Consider the following 19279-nt stretch of genomic DNA (forward strand, 5'->3'; position numbering starts at 1 on the left):
ATTAAGTTATGTTACAGCCAAAACGTACGAAATTTCGTAAGCAGATGAAGGGCCGAAACCGTGGTTTGGCTCAAAGAGGTTCAAAAATTAGCTTTGGTGAATTTGGTTTAAAGGCACTGGAAAGAGGTCGTTTGACTGCACGACAAATTGAAGCTGCCCGTAGAGCAATGACTCGTCACATCAAACGTGGTGGTAAAATTTGGATACGTGTATTCCCTGATAAACCAATCACTCAAAAGCCTCTTGAAGTTCGCCAAGGTAAGGGTAAAGGTAGTGTTGAATATTGGGTAGCCCAAATTCAACCAGGAAAGGTCTTGTTTGAAATGGAAGGTGTCAGTAAAGAGTTGGCTATGGAAGCATTTAATTTAGCCAAAGCGAAATTACCTTTCAAAGTAATTTTTGCAGAGCGTGAGGTGATGTAATGAAAAACATTAAAGAGTTAAGAGAATTAACCCCTGATGAATTGCAAGCCGAACTGCTCACACTGCGAAAAGAGCAATTTAATTTACGGATGAAAAAAGCTAATGGCTCTTTAGATAAGACTCATCTTATCACCCAGGTCAGAAAAGGTATTGCAAGACTGAAAACAATTTTGACTGAGAAGGTAGGAAAGCGTCATGTCTAATATTGAAACAAATGCCAGAACATTAGTCGGTAAAGTCGTCAGTGACAAAATGCAAAAAACCATTGTTGTCATGATCGAGCGTACTGTAAAGCATCCAAAGTATGGCAAAATTATGAAGCGCAGAACCAAATTGCATGCTCATGATGAAAACCAAGTTGGAAAAATTGGAAATATTGTAAGAATTCGCGAATCTCGACCACTCTCCAAAATGAAAAGTTGGGTATTAGTTGAAGTAATTTCCTAAGAATTCTTTTGATTACTTTTAAAATACTTAGAGGCCTGATATAATCAGCAGCCTTTTTCTGGTCGAATTTAGAGCTGGAGAATATAATGATACAAATGCAGACAGTGCTCGACGTAGCCGATAATAGCGGAGCACGTAAAGTGATGTGTATCAAGGTGCTTGGCGGATCACATAGGCGCTATGCCCGTGTTGGTGACGTGATTAAAGTAAGCATTAAAGATGCAATACCACGTAGTAAAGTAAAAAAAGGCGCCGTAATGCGAGCCGTAGTTGTAAGAACAAGCCAAGGTGTGCGTCGTGATGATGGCTCACTGATTCGCTTTGATGGTAATGCAGCTGTGCTTTTGAACAACCAAAATGAGCCTATTGGTACTCGTATCTTTGGGCCAGTGACTCGCGAACTGAGAGAACGATTCATGAAAATTATCTCTCTGGCTGCTGAAGTATTGTGAGAAGGATTAGTTATGAAGCGTATTAGAACAGGTGATACTGTGGTCATTACCACAGGCAAAAGTAAGAATCACATTGGTAAGGTACTAAAAGTCCTCGACAATACCGTCGTTGTTGAGGGTGGTAACCTTATTAAAAAACATCTAAGGCCAAATCCTCAAATTAATCAGCAAGGTGGCATTGTCACTCGCGAAGCCCCAATCGATGTTTCCAATGTGGCTTTGTACAATCCAATATCCAAAAAAGCAGATAAAATTGGATTTAAATTTATTGAGAAAGACGGCAAGAAATACAAAGTCAGATATTTCAAATCGAATAATGAAATCATTGACATTGTCTAATTAGGTGACGGAAATGGCTAGACTGAAAGATTTTTACAAAAGTGACATCGTGCCAATGATGATTAAGAAATTTGGCTATAAAAGTGTGATGGAAGTACCAAAAATTCTGAAAATTACACTAAATATGGGTGTTGGCGAAGCTGTAGGTGATAAAAAAATTATGAATCATGCCGTAGAGGACATGACTCTTATCGCCGGACAAAAGCCCGTAGTTACGAAAGCAAAGAAATCCATTGCTGGATTTAAAATTCGTGAAGGGTGGCCGATTGGCTGCAAGGTAACTTTAAGACGCGAAAGAATGTATGAATTTCTAGATCGCCTGATTAGCATTACTTTGCCTCGAGTCCGAGACTTCCGTGGTCTTAATCCAAAATCCTTTGATGGAACTGGTAATTACAGCATGGGTATCCATGAACAAATCGTCTTCCCTGAGATCGATTTTGATAAAACTGACGGAATCCGTGGTTTGGACATTTGTATCACTACAAGTGCCAAAACTAATGAAGAAGCGAAGGCCTTGTTAGAAGCCTTCAACCTGCCTTTGAAGGACAGGGAAAAACACTAATAAGGGTAAATATTGTGGCTAAGACATCAACACGCGCAAAAGAAGCAAAGAAAGCTAAGCTCGTCGCTAAGCATGCTCAGCGAAGAAGAGAGTTAAAAATTCTAATTAAATCGTCTACGGATTTTGATGAAATTATGGCAGCACAAGCTCAGTTGGCCAAGCTTCCAATTAATTCAAATCCTGTAAGACTTACAACGCGTTGCCAGCAATGTGGTCGCCCTCATGCGGTATATCGCAAATTTAAACTATGTAGGATTTGCTTAAGACAACAGTTAATGACTGGTAATGTCACTGGCGGCCGCAAATCCAGCTGGTAAATTTTATTCTATGGAGAACAACTGTGAGTATGCATGATCCTGTTGCTGACATGTTGACTAGAATTCGTAATGGTCAGCAAGCTAAACATCAGAGCGTTACCCTGAATTCATCTAAGTTGAAAGAAGAAATAGCTAGGGTGTTAAAAGAAGAAGGTTATATTTTAGATTATACGATAGAACCTCTTGAGAACAATCTTAAATCTATCACATTGCAATTGAAATACTATCACGGCAAGCCAGTCATTGAGCGTATTCTGCGTATTAGTCGCCCAGGTTTAAGAGTGTATAAATCATCTAAAGATTTATCTTCAGTACCAGGTTTTGGTGTTGCAATTCTTTCTACTTCCAAGGGAGTAATGACTCATATTGCAGCTAAAAAACAGGGTGTTGGCGGTGAAATTATTTGTGAAGTGGCCTAATACTTGCGAGGAATGATATGTCTAGAGTAGCAAAAGCCCCAATTCATTTGCCTGCAAATGTTGAACTTACAATAGGGAAAGATAACCTAACCGTTAAAGGACCAAAAGGGTCACTTGTTCAGCACTATAATAAGCTGGTTAATGTGAGTAAAAGCGATAGCACAATTGAATTTAAGCCGGCTTCCAATGATCCCAATGCTTGGGCTCATGCTGGAACAACACGAGCTTTAGTTAATAATATGGTGAAAGGTGTCACTACCGGCTTCGATGTGACCCTGGAATTAGTAGGTGTGGGTTATCGTGCCCAAGCCAGTGGTAAATCAATAACCTTGTCTTTGGGTTTTTCGCATCCGGTAGAGTATCATTTACCGCAAGGCGTTACTGTTGAAACACCAAATAATACAACCATTGTAATTCGTGGTATTGATAAGCAATTGTTAGGACAAGTTGCTTCTGAAATCCGCGGTTTCAGACCTCCTGAGCCTTATAAGGGTAAGGGCGTTAAGTATGCTGGCGAAGTTATTGTTCGTAAAGAAGCCAAGAAGAAATAAGGTGTAAGAGATGAAGAATAAAGAGAATGCCCGTATAAGACGTGGTCTAAAGGCAAAAGCCATTCAACGGCGGAATCCTGAAAAGCCAAGATTGGTGGTTCATAGAAGCAGCTCACATATTTATTGCCAAATTGTCGTTCGTGATGCAAATGGTGATAAGGTTGTTGTTTGCTCATCAACATTGGACAAAGAGTTAAAATCCTCTCTCTCAGGCACTAAAGTTGAACAAGCTCATCAAGTCGGAAAACTACTTGGTGAAAGAGCTAAAGCAAGTAAGATTATTGAAGTTTCCTTCGACCGTGCTGGCTATAGATACCATGGCAGAGTCAAAGCTCTGGCTGATGGCGCGCGTGAAGCTGGACTGAATTTTTAAGGAACGGTTATGTCATTTGATGAAATCCAAAAAAGTGACGGGTATCAAGAAAAGTTGGTATCTGTAACTCGTACCGCCAAAGTAGTAAAGGGTGGTCGTGTATTTGGCTTTGCCGTATTAGTGGTAGTGGGTGATGGCAAAGGAAAGGTAGGCTTTGGACGTGGTAAAGCCAGAGAAGTTCCAATTGCTATTCAAAAAGCGATGGATCAAGCTAGAAAGAACATGACCTACATTCCATTGTCAGGTAACACCATTCATCATGAGATTACCTGGAATTATGGTGCGTCTAAGGTCTTCATGAAACCTGCTAGCGAAGGTACCGGAATTATAGCTGGTGGTGCAATGCGTGCTGTACTTGAGGTTTTGGGTGTACAAAATATTCTGGCTAAGAGTATTGGTTCTACTAATCCAAGCAACATTGTGCGAGCCACTATTAATGCCCTTACCCATATTGGCACACCTGATTATGTCGCTGCAAAACGCGGTAAGTCAGTTGAAGAAGTGATGGCAGGTTAATAATGAGCAAACAAATTAAAATTACTTTAGTTAAAAGCACTATTGGCCGTAAGCCAAAGCATATCGAGATTGTTAAGCAACTTGGCTTGGGCAAATTAAACAGCAGCGTAATTCAGCAGGATAATCCTTGTATTAGAGGTCTTATCAATGCTGTATATTACCTCGTGCAAGTTGAGGAGTGTGCATAAATGAATTTGAATACACTGTCACCAGATCCAGGTTCTCGTAAAGCAAAAGCTCGAGTTGGAAGAGGTATAGGTTCTGGTTTAGGAAAAACTTGCGGCAAAGGGCATAAAGGTCAAAAAGCTCGAGCTGGTGGTTTTCATAAAATCAATTTCGAAGGCGGTCAGATGCCCATTCAACGCCGCTTGCCGAAAATGGGTTTCAAATCACGTGTTGCCCGTTTTATCGACCAAGTCACTTTGAATGAATTACTTGCCTTAGGTGCTGAGAGTATTGATCTTCAAACTCTAAAGGACTCTGGACTGATCAATCGATCAATTCGCGAAGTCAAAGTTATTTTTTCTGGAGAAATAGATACTCCACTTAAGCTAAAAGGGTTGCGCGTGACTAAAGGTGCTCGTGCAGCAATTGAAAAAGCTGGCGGCAGTATTGAAGAGTGACTATGAATAACCAGAGGCAATCATCAAGCCAATCCCGTGGTGGATTGGCAGAACTAAAGTCCAGGCTAATTTTTGTTGTGCTTGGAATTTTGGTTTATAGATTAGGTGCGCACATACCGGTTCCTGGATTAGATCCACAGAAGTTAGCCAATTTTTTTGGTGAGCAGCAAAATACCATTTTTGGTTTGTTTAATATGTTTTCTGGTGGAGCTTTATCTCGGGTTACTGTGTTTGCTATAGGGATAATGCCATATATTTCAGCCTCCATTATTATTCAATTATTTTCAGTTGTTTCGCCAAAACTGGAGCAGCTTAAGAAAGAAGGTGAATCTGGAAAAAGAAAGATTAATCAGTATACACGTTATCTGACTCTACTCCTGGCCATCTTCCAATCTCTTGGAATGGCTCGTTGGTTAGCGGGTCAACAAATTGCTTTGCATGCTGATCTTTTCTTCTATTTCACCGCTGTGGTTACTCTTGTTACAGGAACAATGTTTCTAATGTGGCTCGGGGAGCAAATCACTGAAAAGGGCGTGGGCAATGGAATTTCCCTCATTATCTTTTCGGGTATTGTATCCAGCATGCCTCATGCTATTGCATCTGTCTTTCAACAGGTTAGAGAAGGCCAAATGCAAGCATTAACCTTGCTGCTAATTGGTGTAATTGTCGTGGTTGTTACTGGCTTTGTGGTCTTTATGGAAAGGGCTCAAAGGCGAATTCGGGTCAACTATGCTCAGCGTACTCATGGACGTAAAGTATATGCTGCCCAAACAAGCCATCTGCCATTAAAGATTAATATGTCAGGTGTGATTCCACCTATTTTCGCTTCCAGCATTATTTTGTTGCCTGCCACGCTTGCACAATTTTTTGCAAAAGGGAAAGGAATGGATTGGTTAGCTGATATCGGTATGGCGTTATCACCAGGTCAACCGCTTTACCTTATCATTTATGCTGCTGCAATATTATTCTTTGCTTTTTTCTATGCGGCATTGGTTTTCAATCCAAAAGATACTGCCGATAATCTAAAAAAATCAGGAGCTTATATTCCAGGTATCAGACCTGGTGAACAAACCACCCGTTATATTGATTCTGTCATGACGCGGTTGACTTTGATAGGTGCACTGTATTTGGTATTGGTGTGTTTACTGCCACAAATTTTGATGTATACCTGGCATGTACCATTTTACTTTGGCGGAACTTCGCTATTAATCATAGTTGTAGTAATTATGGATTTTGTAGCGCAAGTGCAGGCTCATCTAATGACTCAACAATATGATTCTTTGATGAAAAAAGCCAATTTAAAAGGGACTAAGTTGCCCGGTCTTTTATGATTCTTATCGGAGTTTTTAATGAAAGTTAGAGCATCAGTAAAGCGACTTTGTCGTAACTGCAAAATTATTAAGCGTAATGGAACTATCCGCGTTATCTGTAAAGATGCAAGGCATAAGCAAAAGCAAGGTTAAGCTTTGCTTGATTTTAGTTCATTATAATAGTATTCTTCTGTCCCTTTGTGGCAGAGCAAAATAACGTTCGGAGAGACTAATGGCTCGTATTGCAGGTGTTAATATACCGGATCATAAGCACATCGTGATAGCACTTACCTCCATTTATGGTATTGGTAAAACTACGGCAATCAATTTATGTAAAGCTGTAGGTATTGATGCAGCAACTAAAGTATCTCAGTTATCTGAAGATAAGATTGAAGCCCTACGTACAGAAATTGCCAAGATGACTGTAGAAGGTGACTTACGTCGTGTTGTAACAATGAATATCAAACGGCTTATGGATTTAGGCTGCTACCGTGGACTACGGCATCGTCGTGGTTTGCCATTACGAGGGCAGCGTACTAAAACCAATGCTCGTACTCGTAAAGGGCGACGTAAAGGTAGCAATATCTAATTTTATGTAGGAACAAAAGATGGCTATAAATAAGGCAAAACAGCAAAAAACTAGAAAAAAAGTAAAACGCGTGGTATCTGACGGTATCGTCCATATTCATGCTTCTTTTAACAATACCATTGTTACTTTTACTGATCGTCAAGGTAATGCTCTATGCTGGGCTACTGCTGGTGGCTCTGGATTTCGTGGTTCGCGAAAAAGCACACCTTATGCTGCGCAAGTAGCGACTGAACGAGCTTCTGCCGTTGCTAAAGAGTATGGCATGAAATCAGTTGCAGTACTTATTGATGGTCCTGGACCAGGCCGCGAATCTACCATTCGTGAGCTTATTTCTCAGGATTTCAAAATTGTTGAAATAACCGATGTGACTGGCATACCTCATAATGGATGTAAGCCACCTAAGAAACGTCGCGTATAAATTCAGGAGTTTTTAATGGCTAGATATCTTGGTCCAAAATGTAAATTATCAAGAAGAGAAGGTGCTGATTTATACTTGAAAAGCGGAGTTCGCGATTTAAAATCCAAGTGTAAAATTGAAAGGTTACCTGGGCAACATGCTGGAAATAAACCGCGCTTAAGCGATTACGGTATTCAGTTGCGTGAGAAACAAAAAATTAGACGCCTTTATGGGGTCTTGGAAAGACAATTCCACAACTATTACAAAAAAGCTTCACGTCAAGCTGGTTCAACTGGTGAAAACTTGATGATGCTTCTTGAACGTCGTCTGGATAATGTTGTTTACCGCATGGGATTTGCTTCCACACGTGCCGAAGCAAGACAGTTGGTAGCGCATAAAGCAATTCTGGTTAATGATGAAGTGGTCAACATTCCATCTTATCTGGTTAAACCTGGTGACGTCGTTTCTATTCGTCAAAAGGCTAAAGGACAAGGGCGTGTACAGGCTGCTATTGCTCTTTCTGAACAACGTGCTCCCTGTGATTGGTTAACGGTTGATTCAGGAGCGATGAAAGGTACCTTTAGCTCAACGCCTACTCTAAATGACTTAGCTAGTTATTATAACGTTAATTTAGTAGTAGAACTTTACTCTAAGTAAGCTCGGAGACAAACCGAATGGACATACATGAAATGATGACGCCATCTGTGCTTAAAGTAGATGCGAAGTCGCCTTACCACTCACGCGTCGTTCTTGAGCCTTTAGAGCGTGGCTATGGCCATACACTTGGTAATGCATTAAGACGAATTCTTTTGTCTTCCATGCCTGGGTATGCGATTACCGAAGTAGCTATTGATGGTGTTTTGCATGAATACAGCACTATTGAAGGCGTACAAGAAGATGTAGTGGACATTCTTTTAAATCTTAAGCAAGTTGCTATTAAACTTACAACAGGAAATGAAGCATTCCTGACTTTGAGTAAGGAAGGTCCATGCCAGGTTACTGCCGGAGACATTCAACTAACACATGGCCAGGAGATCATTAACCCTGAGCTTGTTATTGCAACATTGAATGAAAATGGCAAGCTGAACATGACTTTAAAGATTGAAAAGGGTGTTGGCTTCCATTCTACTGATTCTTTCATTCGTAATTTTGATGATGAAATTGAGCACAAGTCAGTCGGTAAGTTAAAGGTAGACAACAGCTTTTCTCCTGTCAAAAAAGTGGCTTATTTCGTTGACAGCGCTCGTGTTGAAAACAGAACTGACCTCGATAAGCTAACCATCGATCTGGAAACGGATGGCACTTTGGATCCAGAGGAAGCTATTCGCATCTCTGCTTCTATCTTGCAACGACAATTGCATGCATTCGTAGATATGAAATTTGAGGAATCTCGAACTGACAATAAAGAGCGAAATGAATTTGATCCCATTTTGTTAAGACCAGTAGATGATCTCGAATTAACTGTTCGATCTGCAAACTGCCTGAAAGCAGAAAATATATATTATATTGGTGATCTCGTTCAAAAAACCGAAAATGAATTGTTGAAGACACCAAATTTAGGTAAAAAATCTCTCACTGAAATTAAAGACGTACTCGCTTCACGCTCTTTATCATTGGGAATGAAGCTAGAAAATTGGCCGCCAGCTAATCTTGGCGAATAATATTTAGGAGTTTTGTCATGCGTCACCGTAACTCAGGCCGTAGTTTTAGCCGAACCAGCAGCCATAAAAAGGCCATGTTTTCAAACATGTGTAACTCTCTTATTGAGCATGAGTTGATTAAAACTACATTGCCTAAAGCAAAAGAACTGCGTACTTACATTGAGCCTCTTATCACAAAGAGCAAATCCGACTCAGTTGCCTCCAGACGTTATGTTTTTGATAGACTACGTTCTAAAAGCGCTGTTGGAAAGCTCTTCACCATCTTAGGTCCACGATATGTTGAGCGCCCAGGTGGCTATGTAAGAGTATTAAAGTGTGGTTATCGCGCTGGCGACAATGCACCAATGGCTATCGTTGAGTTGGTTGACAGACCAGTTGCGGATAGCGATTCGGAAGAATAAGCCAATAAAAAATGCCCGCCTAAGCGGGCATTTTTTTATCCCTCAAACTGATTCAATTAATCTACAAAAGTACATACTTCGGGGAGCTTGGCAGGCTGCCGTAACAACCCTGTATTTGCGTTCAATTACATTGAATGTTTTGCCTGTCGTGATAATTATGCCCACGGTAAAGCTTCTGCCCTTATGTCTTAATAAATATTACCATGTTGGGCTTAAACCTGATGACTCAACCCGTTGAATTGCAAACCATTACAGCAGAAAATCTATGCTTAGTTATCCCATCGATGCATAGGCAAAGTAGCTAATCTAACTTGCAATTCCAGTCCGTTTGCCCCTCAATAATTGCTGATGAATAAACAGTGAGCGTTCATGCCCTTAAAGCAGTAAATTCAAAGCGAGCCTGTTTTCGAATAGAAGTAAAAATCTACTTTTTGATTGAAGCGATCTTGACATAAGCCTTTATATTGAAATGCTTACCTTGCCGACTAAAGGCTTAAGCAGATGATAAGCAGTACCATAGATAGGCATTGCTGCACATAAATTGAAGAGCATTTTAATGAGGGTACAAGCTATCAAGGAATTATTAAACAGAAGCTCTCAGCCAAGTGGTAACGGATAAACATCACACCTCTTCGCGTATACGGTCTTCTTTAATGTCTGATAGGGAGTTGCATTCTAAAATCACACAATGTTCCAAGGCCTCTACCTTATGAGTGACATAGGGAAGCACCTCTATTTGGGCCGGAGCAGCAATTTCTATACTGCTTACATGAGCAGTGCCAATTTTGCGGTAGGAGAACTTAATTCGCCCGGAGAGGACAACAAATATTTTCGGATGGGTGCCTTCTGATTTACCTTGATGATAAGTATTTCCTGATACAGTTCCTGCTTTTCGGCTTATATAAACAAACTTATCCTGCTTGCGGCTTAAGAAACATTCCGCGGTCAATCCTCTTTCATCTTGCCCGATGATGTTAAATTGCTTAATCGTTACCAAATCGCTCATATCTGTTGCTCATAGCTGCAATTTTGTCGGTTAAGCCAGGTCGCATCCGAAGATTTGTTCTGGCTTAAGTACCTTTCATGTCAACTTAAATTAAAAAGGAATGTCGTCGTCGAGCTCATCAAAAGCATCTTGTGCTGCTGGCATAGCTTGAGGTTTTCGGCTGCCTTGAGCTGGCATTTGTTGGTTCGCCATGGGCATATCCTCATAGCTTGCTGAGCCTGATTTGCCATCGAGCATTTGAATGTCTGCGGCAACTATTTCGGTGGTGTAGCGATCTTGTCCTTGTTGGTCTTGCCACTTACGGGTGCGCAAACTGCCTTCGACGTATAATTTAGAGCCTTTACGCACGTATTCACCTGCGATTTCACCCAAGCGATTAAAGCAAACTACTCGATGCCATTCAGTGCGTTCTTGTTTATCACCCGTTTGTTTATCCTTCCATGTCTCGCTGGTTGCAAGCGATATCGTGGTGACGGCATTGCCATTTGGCATGTATCTCACATCGGGATCCACGCCCACATTGCCTATTAAGATGACTTTGTTAATACCACGTGCCATTATTTTCTCCTGTGCGAAAGTTAGAGCTGAATTATAGCGAATCTGCCCGGAATTGCGTAGACAAAGAACAGGGGTAGCAATGCAGTATATAATCAGCTGGTCGAGTTTGAATATTCTGCCAGCAATTGCCCGGCACTGCCATCAACATATTGCGTTTTATCCACACGAAGGTAAATGACTTGTTCAGATTCAGCGACGCTAAAATCGATTACTCCCTTAAGCGTTTTTAGGCGGCTTACAATCAGCTCAATATCATTTGCCTTGGCGGAATAAGGTAGAGTCAGATTACTCAGATAAATATTAGGCTTCATAAATAAAGCAACAATCAACCATAAACCGCCAAGGAGACCATTGATCATAAATATTCCAGCACTACCGGTTAACTGGTATAGAAGGCCCGCAAAAGTACCGCCCAAAAAAATTCCAAGGAATTGGCTGCTTGAATAAATTCCCATAGCGGTGCCTTTCATACCTGGGTTGGCCTGCTTTGAAATTAAGGACGGTAACGTTGCTTCCAAAACATTAAAAGCGATGAAATAAATAAGCATTAAGGCACAAAGGATGAACCAGGACAGATTATAGAAAACTAAAAGAAACTGCGTTGCCGCCGTTAGCAATACAGCACTGCAAAAAACAACTTTCATTTGTCTTTTTTTCTCAGCAAGAATAATGAAAGGAACCATGAGCATAAAGGAGATGAACATGATTGGCAGATAAAAATGCCATTGTTGATGCAAATGTCCAAGCCTAATCTGCTGTTGCAAAAGAAGAGGGATGGCATAAAAGGTTGAAGTTAAAATGAAATGCTGGAAAAAAATGCCCAAATTCAATCGTTGTAAATGTCTATTGGAGATTACCGTTTTAAAATAAGTTGGATTGGCCTCGCTGTCACCATGGAAACGCTCTTTGGCAGGCGTTGGAATGATTAAATGAAGTAAAAGCAAACCCAGCAAGGCTAAGCCTGCGGTTAAATAGAAAATTCCAGCCAAGCCAAAATGATGAGTCAGGGCTGGGCTTATAATCATGGCTAAACTAAAGGATAAACCTATGGTCATACCAATGACTGCCATGGCTTTTGTACGTTGTTCATCCGGGGTAAGATCGGCAATCAGAGCGATTAAAACACTGCCGATAGCCCCTGTGCCTTGTAAAGTACGGGCAATAATCATGCTATAAATTGAATGGCTAAATGCTCCAAGAAGGCTTCCCAAGGCAAAGAGCAGTAATCCGAGGGTCAAAATGGGTTTTCTGCCAAACCGATCAGAAAGCATGCCCAAAGGCATTTGCAATAAGCCTTGAGTGAGTCCATAGCTGCCTAAGGCCAACCCAGTTAAAGCGGGTGTAGCATCCTCTAATTGTTTGGCTAAAACGGTAAATACCGGAATTAACATAAACAAACCCAGCATGCGAAAGGAAAAAATGGCGGCAATTGGGAAAACTGTTTGTAACCAAGAATACTTCATCAACAGAATGCACTTATAATCTCATGCACAGATGGTACAAAGTTAGCGTGCAACAAACAAGAATATCTTGTCTGAAAGACAATCATTATTGACAGAAGAAGCAAATCGCTGTAGTTTGCTGCATTTTAGTCCAATGGAAGAGCTATGAGTTTGGTTTTTGCTAATAAAGTCGCGCTCGTGACTGGCGGTGCGCGTGGTATCGGTAAAGCAACGGCTTTAAAATTGGCTCATGCCGGCTGTGATGTTGCGATTGTCTACTATAATAGCTCAGATGAGGCTTTGGCTTTAGTTCAGGAAATTCAGCAATTGGGTCGTAAAGCAATAGCTATCCAAGCCAATGTCGCTGATCATCAATCTGTAAAAGACCTGTTTGCCCAATATCGCGAACATTTTAATCAACTTCATTTTCTAATCAGTAATGCAGCCAGCGGAGTGTTAAAGCCGGCTTTAAAAATGTCAACAAAACATTGGCGCTGGTGCATGGAAACCAATGCATTAGCACTGAACCATCTGGTCTCAGAAGGTCGAGAGTTAATGCCAGTCAACAGTCGTGTCATTGCATTATCCAGCCTGGGAGCCTCAAGAGCCATTCCGAATTATGCCTTTATTGGTGCTTCTAAAGCCGCGCTTGAAGCTTTGGTCCGCTCACTGAGTCTTGAGTTAGCTCCAGTGGGCATTACTGTTAACACGGTTTCAGCTGGAGTGGTGGACACTGATGCATTGAAGCATTTCCCTAACCGTGAACAATTGCTGGATGAGTATCAAGCGCACTCGCTATCGGCAGAGCCCTTAACACCTGCGCACGTTGCGGATGCAATCTACCTATTATGCCTGCCCGAGGCAAAAATGATTAATGCCCATACACTATTTGTTGATGCAGGTTACAGTCGGGTCGGTTAAATCTAATCTGCGAGCTCAATGCCAATACTGGAGTGGAGCAGCGTCAATAACGCAATGAAATGAATGTGCAATGGCAAAATTCTGAATCCTCATTGCTTTATCTCTATCAGGAGGGCAGACCACTCCCAGCACGCAAAGAAGGTAAAATATCGGCTAAAGGACGTTCAGGGACATTTAAAAACGGCTGATGTGGACTACCTATGGCTTTGACCAACGTCAACAAACCATTGATTCCATGACAAACTGCATCAGTACGAATTAATTTATTGGGAAAAAAGCTGATGAAACCACCAATCGCATGACTTGGGTTCCTAATATCATAGCTGTTTGCGGGGCTGTAGGAGTTTTGAATCAACCAACGTGCAGATAAAATCATTGCTTTTCGATAGGAAGCGCAATGTGTTAAGTGTTTATTCTTGCAAAATTCATAAACATTACCCATGACTTCAGTAATCCAACCATTCCCACTTGCTTTACGTGTATCCCGATAGCGCCCAAAAAGATAAACGTCATGACGGTCAGTAATTTGCATCGATAGGATCACCGCGGCCAATTGTTTGATGAGCTCAATGTACTGAGGTTGCTCATTAATTTGGGCATAATCAATCATAGACATTAGCAGCCAACTCGTGGAAATGCTGTTTTTCGGCCGATAATCATCCCCAACGAATAAATGCTGTTTTTTAGCCTCTATGCTAAATCGCTGGGCGATTTTGCTGGCTCCTTGATAATAACGCGCTTCTTTTGTTGCTGCATAAAGGCGGGAGAGGGCGGATAATACTTGACCAGAATACAAATAGGATTGGTTTTGATTGTATTGCCAGACATTGGCTTTGCAGGTTGCAACGGCTGTAACTTGCCCATCTTCCTTAATCATGGACAACAACCAATCCCCAGCTTTTTCCGCAGCCAATAAATATTGCTCATCATGATAAAAACGATGCAATTCAAGTAGAGTGAATATGGTTTTTGAGGCTGTGCCTACGACCGCTCGACAGCTTTTTTTCTTGGATTTCAAATTGTAGGAATAATAAAATCCTCCCGCATTTGGCCCTGTATCGATTTGCATAAACAATAAAAATTGTGCAATGGGTCTGAACTGTTGTTCAAGTTGCTCATCATGGTTGAATTCATAGAGCTTAAGAAGAGTATAAAGGCTTGATGCGGAGTAAATGGTGCGTAGTACTGGATCGGTTTTATCCAATTCTGCGTCATAATGCTTTGCAAAACCATGAAGGGTAGGATGCATCATTCGGAGCAAATATTGTTGGCTATTTTGAATTTGCTTGAGCAGCAATTGATTATCCAAAGAGCGAATCGCAACTCGACTTCCACTGAGCTCCAAACCCTTGCCGGCGTATTCAATAAAAGAATAATATTGTTTAGGGTAGTAGCTGAAGTCGACTTCAAAGCGGAAATTCGCCAAATCTGTCGCTGTGATGGGTTTCAAGTTGCTATGACTTAGGGCCTCTTCGGTTGCTTTACGAATGACTTCTTGCAAGCGATCGTCTTGCGAGCTTCCTTGACCAATTGGTTGTCCCCGATTAAAAATTGTAACTTGCACGCTCCAGCGTGAACCCTGGTAGCGATCTTCCCATTCATTAAAGGGATTAGAGATTAGCTTCGTTTTTAAAATGCTATGATTGGCGACTGCTCTCACATAAGAAACGATTGCATCACGAAATCGTTGGTTATCATGAGTTGAATCTGGGCCTTGTGCCTGGAAAGCGGTGCTAGCTTGCAAAAAAGTTGAGAAGATAAAAAGAAATAGGGCAAATGTTTTTATTCTTTGATGCATTATGTTCCAAGTTTTATGCAAGTGGTACCATTGAGGTCGCTGTAGTAGCTCGAAAGTATAGGGGATAATCGCCTTTTTTTATAGATTAGCATTATTATTTTTAAACTCATTTGCAGTTCCACCAGCATGTGAGAAATTCAAAGAATGATTGCAAAAAGAATTGGGTGAAAGTTAGGGTAAGATAAATAGAGCTTTGGCTTTTTCTGCATAGCTCTCTTTAAAAAAGATATGATATACTCTGGAGCTTTTAAGAATTATTGAGTTCTGGGGATGAATATGAATGTTGAAAGCCTGTACCCTAAGGTGAGGGAAATTATCGCTGATGTGCTGGTTATTGATGAAGAAGAAATTTCTTTAAACAGCCGCTTGATAAGTGATTTAGGTGCTGAATCCATTGATTTTCTTGATCTGGTTTTTCAACTTGAAAAAGAATTTTCCATCAAAATTCCTCGTGGTCAGTTGGAAAAAAATGCCCGTGGCGATTTGGCTGAGGATGAATTTGAAAAGGGTGGTGTGTTAACAGCAAAAGGCATGCAAGCTCTTAGAAATTACTTAAGTGAAGTGCCTGCTGAACATTTTAAAGCCAATATGAAGGTCAACGAAATCCCGACTCTATTTACCGTGGAAACCTTTTGTAAGCTGGTGATGGTTGCCGTGAATGAACAAAAAGCTTGTGAAAGTATAGCCTAATGCGGTTTTTATTTGTCGACAGAGTTTTGCAATTAATCCCAGGGGAATTAACCCGTGGGATCAAACACATAACCCAAGATGATTTTTATCTTCAAATTGCTGACAATGGGGAGTTTTGTTTCATTCCTTCCTTGATCGGTGAAACTCTTGGGCAATTGGCCGCTTGGAATGTAATGCAGTTTAATGGTTTTAGCATGCGCCCTGTTGCTGGAGTCGTAGCCAGTGCGAAATTGCATCGACCGGCTTATGTAGGCGAAACTCTGGAGTTGGAATCAGTCATTGAACGTTTGGATGAAAGCGCGGTTCTCTATAACAGCGTTGCCAAGGTGGGACAGGATATTGTTTTCACCGTTGAAGGGGCTTTAGGCCCTTTATTGCCTATGCAAGATTTCATCAGTGATGAAGAAATCCGCCGTCAATTCCAGGAAATCAATCGCCCTGGGGAATGGCCTGAAACGCAGCATAAAACAGCAAGAAAATTGGCTTTGAACCCATTCTTGACCTCTAAGGATAATCTGCCCTGCTTCAACTTTGAGCACATACTTAGCTGTGAACCAGGTGTATGTCTAATCGCGGAAAAAAGAATCACCCGGGCAGCGCCTTACTTTCCAGATCATTTCCCGAATAAACCAGTATTGCCCATGACTGTGTTATTGGAATGCAAACTGAACTTGGCCCGGGAATTTATAAGGCGAGCGGGTTTTACTGGCTATCACATTAGTGAACTTCGCAAAATAAAAATGAATGATTTTATTCACCCAGGGGACGTGGTGCAGTGCCAGGTGAAGCTAAAAGAAAAAAATGATGAGCAATTAATTCTAAGTTTTCGCAGTGAAGTTGAGGCTAAACGAGTTTGTGTCCTCGATGTGGTCATGACTACAAGGTAATAAAAATGAGCAATAGACGAGTGGCAATCACCGGATTAGGCGCTGTTTCCCCATTGGGAAATGACGTCCAGTCAATCTGGACTAATTTGATGGCAGGGCGATCCGGCATTGCTGAAATACAACAGTTTGATGCCAGCTCTTTTCCGACTCACATTGCGGCAGAAGTTAAGGGTTTCAAACTTCCTGAAGCCATAAAAGGAAAACATTGTCGTTTTGCAATGTCCTTTACTCAATTTGCCTTGGCTGCGGCTTACCAGGCGATGGAAGATGCGGGCATCCGACCCAGTGAGCAAACATCCAGACGCTGGGGAGTGGTAACCGGAAGTGGCATGATGACTGCTGAATTTGAGTATTTACAACGTTTTCAGCGTACTTGTGGATTAGACGGTCGTATCGATTGGAGTGCGCTCCAACATCAGTCTCAACAATTTTATCGTCTGGTGGATTTTGGCAAAACCACTTCAAATACTGGATTATCTTTATTGATTCAACAATTTGGCATTCAAGGTTATGCTTCTTCAGTACATACTGCTTGTGCCTCCGGCGGCCAGGCTTTGGGCCTTGCGATGCAGGTGATCCGCCGGGGTGATGCGGATTACATGTTGGCGGGCGGTTTTGATTCAATGATTAGCCCTCTGGGTTTATCCAGTTTTTGTTTATTGGGTGCTTTATCCACCTACAACGATAGCCCAGAAACGGCCAGCAGACCTTTTGACGCAACTCGAAACGGCTTTGTGCTGGGTGAGGGGGCTGCTTTTCTGATACTGGAGGAATGGGACAAAGCCAAGGCACGTGGGGCTAAAATCTATGCAGAATTGGCCGGAGAGGGTAACTCATTAAGCTCCTACCGCATTACCGATTCTCATCCTAATGGTGATGGGGCAATACAAGCCATTGAACGTGCACTTATAGATGCTGGAGTGAAACCTGCCCATGTGGATTACATCAATGCTCACGGCACCTCCACAAAAATGAATGATCTTAGCGAGACCAATGCCATTAAAGCCGTTTTTAATGAACATACGCAATCCTTGCCAGTTAGCTCAACGAAAAGCCAAACCGGTCATTTGATTGCTGCTGCAGGTGCTCTTGAAGCCGTTCTGTCCGTTCTTGCCATAGAACATGCACAGATCCCCAAAACAGCGAATTTAACCACGCCCGACCCAGAATGCGATTTGGATTACGTTTGTGATGGCCCCCGAGAAAAATCCTTAGGGGTAGTGCTCTCAAATTCCTTTGGCTTTGGCGGTTCAAACAGTTGCCTCCTCTTTAAGCATCCTGAATTTGGGAGAAGTAAAGCATGAGCTCTAACCGAGTTTATATAACGGGCTTAGGTGCCCTGACCGCCACTGGCGAGAACGCAGACAGCACTTGGAGTGCACTTCTTCAAGGGCAAAGCGGCATTGAAGAAATTAAACAATGGGATTTATCCCATTGGGAGTATCGACTTGGGGCTGAGCTTAAAAATTTTCAACCGGCTAAAATGCTGCCAGATAGAAAATTACTAAAAGTCATCTCTCGACAAGACGTAATGGGTATCAATGCAGCCATGCAAGCAGTGAATCATAGTGGCCTTCTCAATTACCGGGAGTCTCTGGATGAAGATACCACCCGTGTATTCAATGATAAAACGGCTGTTTTTGTTGGTTCCCCAGGAAATAAATACTTTCAACAGGATGATTTTCTGCCTTTGGTCGCAAAAACCAATGGCGATATGAAAGCTTTTGCTAAAGAATTGTTTAATGAAGTACATCCCATGTGGTTGTTGCGAATTCTGCCAAATAATGTTTTGGCTTACACCGGCATTACCTACTCGTTTAAAGGACCTAATCACAACATCACCAATCATGCAGCAGGCAGCATTCAAGCTATTCTCGAAGCGTTTCATGCCATCAAACAGGGGCAAGCCGAGCGTGCCGTGGTGGTAGGTTATGATATGGGGCTTGAACCTCAAGCATTATTTTATTACGAAAAGCTAGGTGTGATTAGCCCACGTCATTTGAAACCATTTGATAAAGAACATGACGGCACCATCTTAGCTGAAGGCGCGGCTGCATTGGTATTAGAAAGTGAAGAAAGTGCTAAAAGGCGTTCTGCCGTATGTTATGCTGAAGTTGCAGCAGGGTTAACAGCCAGTGAAGCGGCTGGCCTATTTTCACTTGAAGCCGATGCAAAAAGTCTTTCCGAAGTTTTAACCAGAACACTAGATGAGGCGCAACTTTCGCGTGCAGACATCGATTTTGTTGTAGCTCATGGAAATGGCAATATTAAATCAGATGAAAGTGAAGCCTTAGCAATCCATGAAGTTCTAGGTGATACGCCAGTGACTGCCTTTAAATGGTCTACCGGACATACCATAACCGCTTCTGGTATTCTTGATGCGGTTTTAACCAGCTATGCTTTACAGCAAAAATGTTTGCCTGGCATTGCCAATTTATCTGAGCCAGCACCTAGTTGTGCTCGGTTGAATCTTAGCAAAGAGCATCGCCATTTAGATAGGCATAAAACCGCTATGATTATCAATCGCGGCTTCGCCAGCATTAATTCTTGTTTGGTGATGAAATCCTGTGACTGAACTTGCCTCACGAATAAATA

29 protein-coding genes are annotated in these 19279 nt (G+C 41.7%); 25 read left to right on the forward strand and 4 right to left on the reverse strand.

From position 1 onward, the window contains the following. Positions 1-8 precede the first annotated feature (8 nt). The 20 genes from rplP (at position 9) to rplQ (ending at position 9382) form a co-directional block, all read left to right on the forward strand. Positions 9-422, forward strand: a complete 414-nt coding sequence (gene rplP, locus EL203_RS01295; protein ID WP_058471377.1) for a 50S ribosomal protein L16 — start codon at positions 9-11, stop codon at positions 420-422. After that, the gene (rpmC, locus tag EL203_RS01300; RefSeq protein ID WP_058471376.1) at positions 422-625 is read left to right on the forward strand and encodes a 50S ribosomal protein L29; all 204 of its coding nucleotides are present in this window, start codon (positions 422-424) and stop codon (positions 623-625) included. The genes rplP and rpmC overlap by 1 nt, the downstream gene beginning before the upstream one ends. Beyond that, on the forward strand, positions 618-869 hold the full coding sequence (gene rpsQ, locus EL203_RS01305) for a 30S ribosomal protein S17 (protein ID WP_058471375.1): 252 nt from the start codon (positions 618-620) through the stop codon (positions 867-869). Before rpmC ends, rpsQ begins: the two co-directional genes overlap by 8 nt. Before the next feature lie 86 nt (positions 870-955). After that, on the forward strand, positions 956-1321 hold the full coding sequence (gene rplN / locus EL203_RS01310; RefSeq protein WP_028373288.1) for a 50S ribosomal protein L14: 366 nt from the start codon (positions 956-958) through the stop codon (positions 1319-1321). A gap of 12 nt (positions 1322-1333) precedes the next feature. Further along, entirely contained in the window at positions 1334-1660 is a 327-nt protein-coding gene (gene rplX / locus EL203_RS01315) for a 50S ribosomal protein L24 (RefSeq protein WP_058471374.1), read from the forward strand. A gap of 13 nt (positions 1661-1673) precedes the next feature. Beyond that, positions 1674-2225 carry a 50S ribosomal protein L5 gene (gene rplE, locus EL203_RS01320; protein WP_058471373.1) on the forward strand — a complete coding sequence of 184 codons (552 nt, stop codon included), beginning with the start codon at positions 1674-1676 and terminating at the stop codon, positions 2223-2225. Positions 2226-2239: 14 nt separating this feature from the next. After that, the gene (rpsN, locus tag EL203_RS01325; protein WP_058471372.1) at positions 2240-2542 is read left to right on the forward strand and encodes a 30S ribosomal protein S14; all 303 of its coding nucleotides are present in this window, start codon (positions 2240-2242) and stop codon (positions 2540-2542) included. A 29-nt stretch (positions 2543-2571) separates the two neighbouring features. Further along, entirely contained in the window at positions 2572-2961 is a 390-nt protein-coding gene (gene rpsH, locus EL203_RS01330; RefSeq protein ID WP_197723128.1) for a 30S ribosomal protein S8, read from the forward strand. A 17-nt stretch (positions 2962-2978) separates the two neighbouring features. Further along, entirely contained in the window at positions 2979-3512 is a 534-nt protein-coding gene (rplF, locus tag EL203_RS01335; protein WP_058471370.1) for a 50S ribosomal protein L6, read from the forward strand. 10 nt (positions 3513-3522) lie between these two features. Beyond that, entirely contained in the window at positions 3523-3885 is a 363-nt protein-coding gene (rplR, locus tag EL203_RS01340) for a 50S ribosomal protein L18 (protein ID WP_058471369.1), read from the forward strand. A gap of 9 nt (positions 3886-3894) precedes the next feature. Further along, a complete protein-coding gene (gene rpsE / locus EL203_RS01345) occupies positions 3895-4401 on the forward strand; it encodes a 30S ribosomal protein S5 (RefSeq protein WP_058471368.1) in 507 nt (168 codons plus the stop codon). A gap of 2 nt (positions 4402-4403) precedes the next feature. Beyond that, positions 4404-4589 carry a 50S ribosomal protein L30 gene (gene rpmD / locus EL203_RS01350; protein WP_058471367.1) on the forward strand — a complete coding sequence of 62 codons (186 nt, stop codon included), beginning with the start codon at positions 4404-4406 and terminating at the stop codon, positions 4587-4589. Continuing rightward, positions 4590-5024, forward strand: a complete 435-nt coding sequence (gene rplO, locus EL203_RS01355; protein WP_058471366.1) for a 50S ribosomal protein L15 — start codon at positions 4590-4592, stop codon at positions 5022-5024. Between the two features lie 2 nt (positions 5025-5026). Next, positions 5027-6355 (forward strand): preprotein translocase subunit SecY, encoded by a 1329-nt coding sequence (gene secY, locus EL203_RS01360; protein ID WP_058471365.1) that lies wholly within the window; start codon positions 5027-5029, stop codon positions 6353-6355. Between the two features lie 18 nt (positions 6356-6373). After that, a complete protein-coding gene (gene rpmJ, locus EL203_RS01365) occupies positions 6374-6487 on the forward strand; it encodes a 50S ribosomal protein L36 (protein ID WP_081778074.1) in 114 nt (37 codons plus the stop codon). A 79-nt stretch (positions 6488-6566) separates the two neighbouring features. Then, on the forward strand, positions 6567-6923 hold the full coding sequence (rpsM, locus tag EL203_RS01370) for a 30S ribosomal protein S13 (protein ID WP_058471364.1): 357 nt from the start codon (positions 6567-6569) through the stop codon (positions 6921-6923). Between the two features lie 19 nt (positions 6924-6942). Next, a complete protein-coding gene (gene rpsK / locus EL203_RS01375; protein WP_058471363.1) occupies positions 6943-7341 on the forward strand; it encodes a 30S ribosomal protein S11 in 399 nt (132 codons plus the stop codon). Between the two features lie 15 nt (positions 7342-7356). Continuing rightward, positions 7357-7977: a 30S ribosomal protein S4 gene (rpsD, locus tag EL203_RS01380; protein WP_058471362.1), complete on the forward strand. Its 621-nt coding sequence runs from the start codon at positions 7357-7359 to the stop codon at positions 7975-7977. A gap of 17 nt (positions 7978-7994) precedes the next feature. Next, positions 7995-8981: a DNA-directed RNA polymerase subunit alpha gene (locus tag EL203_RS01385; protein WP_058471361.1), complete on the forward strand. Its 987-nt coding sequence runs from the start codon at positions 7995-7997 to the stop codon at positions 8979-8981. A 17-nt stretch (positions 8982-8998) separates the two neighbouring features. Then, entirely contained in the window at positions 8999-9382 is a 384-nt protein-coding gene (gene rplQ / locus EL203_RS01390; RefSeq protein ID WP_058471360.1) for a 50S ribosomal protein L17, read from the forward strand. A 622-nt stretch (positions 9383-10004) separates the two neighbouring features. Here rplQ and EL203_RS01395 read toward each other — a convergent pair. From EL203_RS01395 to EL203_RS01405, 3 genes are all read right to left on the reverse strand, one after another. Further along, positions 10005-10388: a polysaccharide biosynthesis C-terminal domain-containing protein gene (locus tag EL203_RS01395; RefSeq protein ID WP_058471359.1), complete on the reverse strand. Its 384-nt coding sequence runs from the start codon at positions 10386-10388 to the stop codon at positions 10005-10007. 90 nt (positions 10389-10478) lie between these two features. Continuing rightward, on the reverse strand, positions 10479-10946 hold the full coding sequence (gene ssb / locus EL203_RS01400) for a single-stranded DNA-binding protein (RefSeq protein WP_058471358.1): 468 nt from the start codon (positions 10944-10946) through the stop codon (positions 10479-10481). A gap of 92 nt (positions 10947-11038) precedes the next feature. Next, complete coding sequence (locus tag EL203_RS01405) at positions 11039-12409, reverse strand: MFS transporter (protein ID WP_058471357.1); 1371 nt, start codon at positions 12407-12409, stop codon at positions 11039-11041. 144 nt (positions 12410-12553) lie between these two features. Between EL203_RS01405 and fabL the strand changes: the two genes are divergently transcribed. Then, entirely contained in the window at positions 12554-13309 is a 756-nt protein-coding gene (gene fabL / locus EL203_RS01410; RefSeq protein ID WP_058471356.1) for an enoyl-[acyl-carrier-protein] reductase FabL, read from the forward strand. A 106-nt stretch (positions 13310-13415) separates the two neighbouring features. On the opposite strand, the gene EL203_RS14545 is transcribed toward fabL, so the two are convergent. Beyond that, complete coding sequence (locus tag EL203_RS14545; RefSeq protein WP_058471355.1) at positions 13416-15107, reverse strand: glycoside hydrolase family 76 protein; 1692 nt, start codon at positions 15105-15107, stop codon at positions 13416-13418. A 276-nt stretch (positions 15108-15383) separates the two neighbouring features. On the opposite strand from EL203_RS14545, the gene EL203_RS01420 reads away from it, so the two are divergent. Genes EL203_RS01420 through EL203_RS01435 form a run of 4 tightly spaced genes read left to right on the forward strand, consistent with a single transcriptional unit; the run spans position 15384 to position 19259 of the window. Next, entirely contained in the window at positions 15384-15797 is a 414-nt protein-coding gene (locus EL203_RS01420; RefSeq protein WP_058472226.1) for an acyl carrier protein, read from the forward strand. Continuing rightward, on the forward strand, positions 15797-16684 hold the full coding sequence (locus tag EL203_RS01425; RefSeq protein WP_058471354.1) for a hydroxymyristoyl-ACP dehydratase: 888 nt from the start codon (positions 15797-15799) through the stop codon (positions 16682-16684). The genes EL203_RS01420 and EL203_RS01425 overlap by 1 nt, the downstream gene beginning before the upstream one ends. 5 nt (positions 16685-16689) lie before the next feature. Further along, positions 16690-17988, forward strand: coding sequence for a beta-ketoacyl-[acyl-carrier-protein] synthase family protein (locus EL203_RS01430; protein WP_058471353.1), 1299 nt, complete (start codon positions 16690-16692; stop codon positions 17986-17988). Further along, entirely contained in the window at positions 17985-19259 is a 1275-nt protein-coding gene (locus tag EL203_RS01435) for a beta-ketoacyl-[acyl-carrier-protein] synthase family protein (RefSeq protein ID WP_058471352.1), read from the forward strand. The genes EL203_RS01430 and EL203_RS01435 overlap by 4 nt, the downstream gene beginning before the upstream one ends. Positions 19260-19279: the final 20 nt, after the last annotated feature.

Origin of the sequence: Legionella jordanis (assembly GCF_900637635.1) — a bacterium.
GTDB lineage: Bacteria > Pseudomonadota > Gammaproteobacteria > Legionellales > Legionellaceae > Tatlockia > Tatlockia jordanis.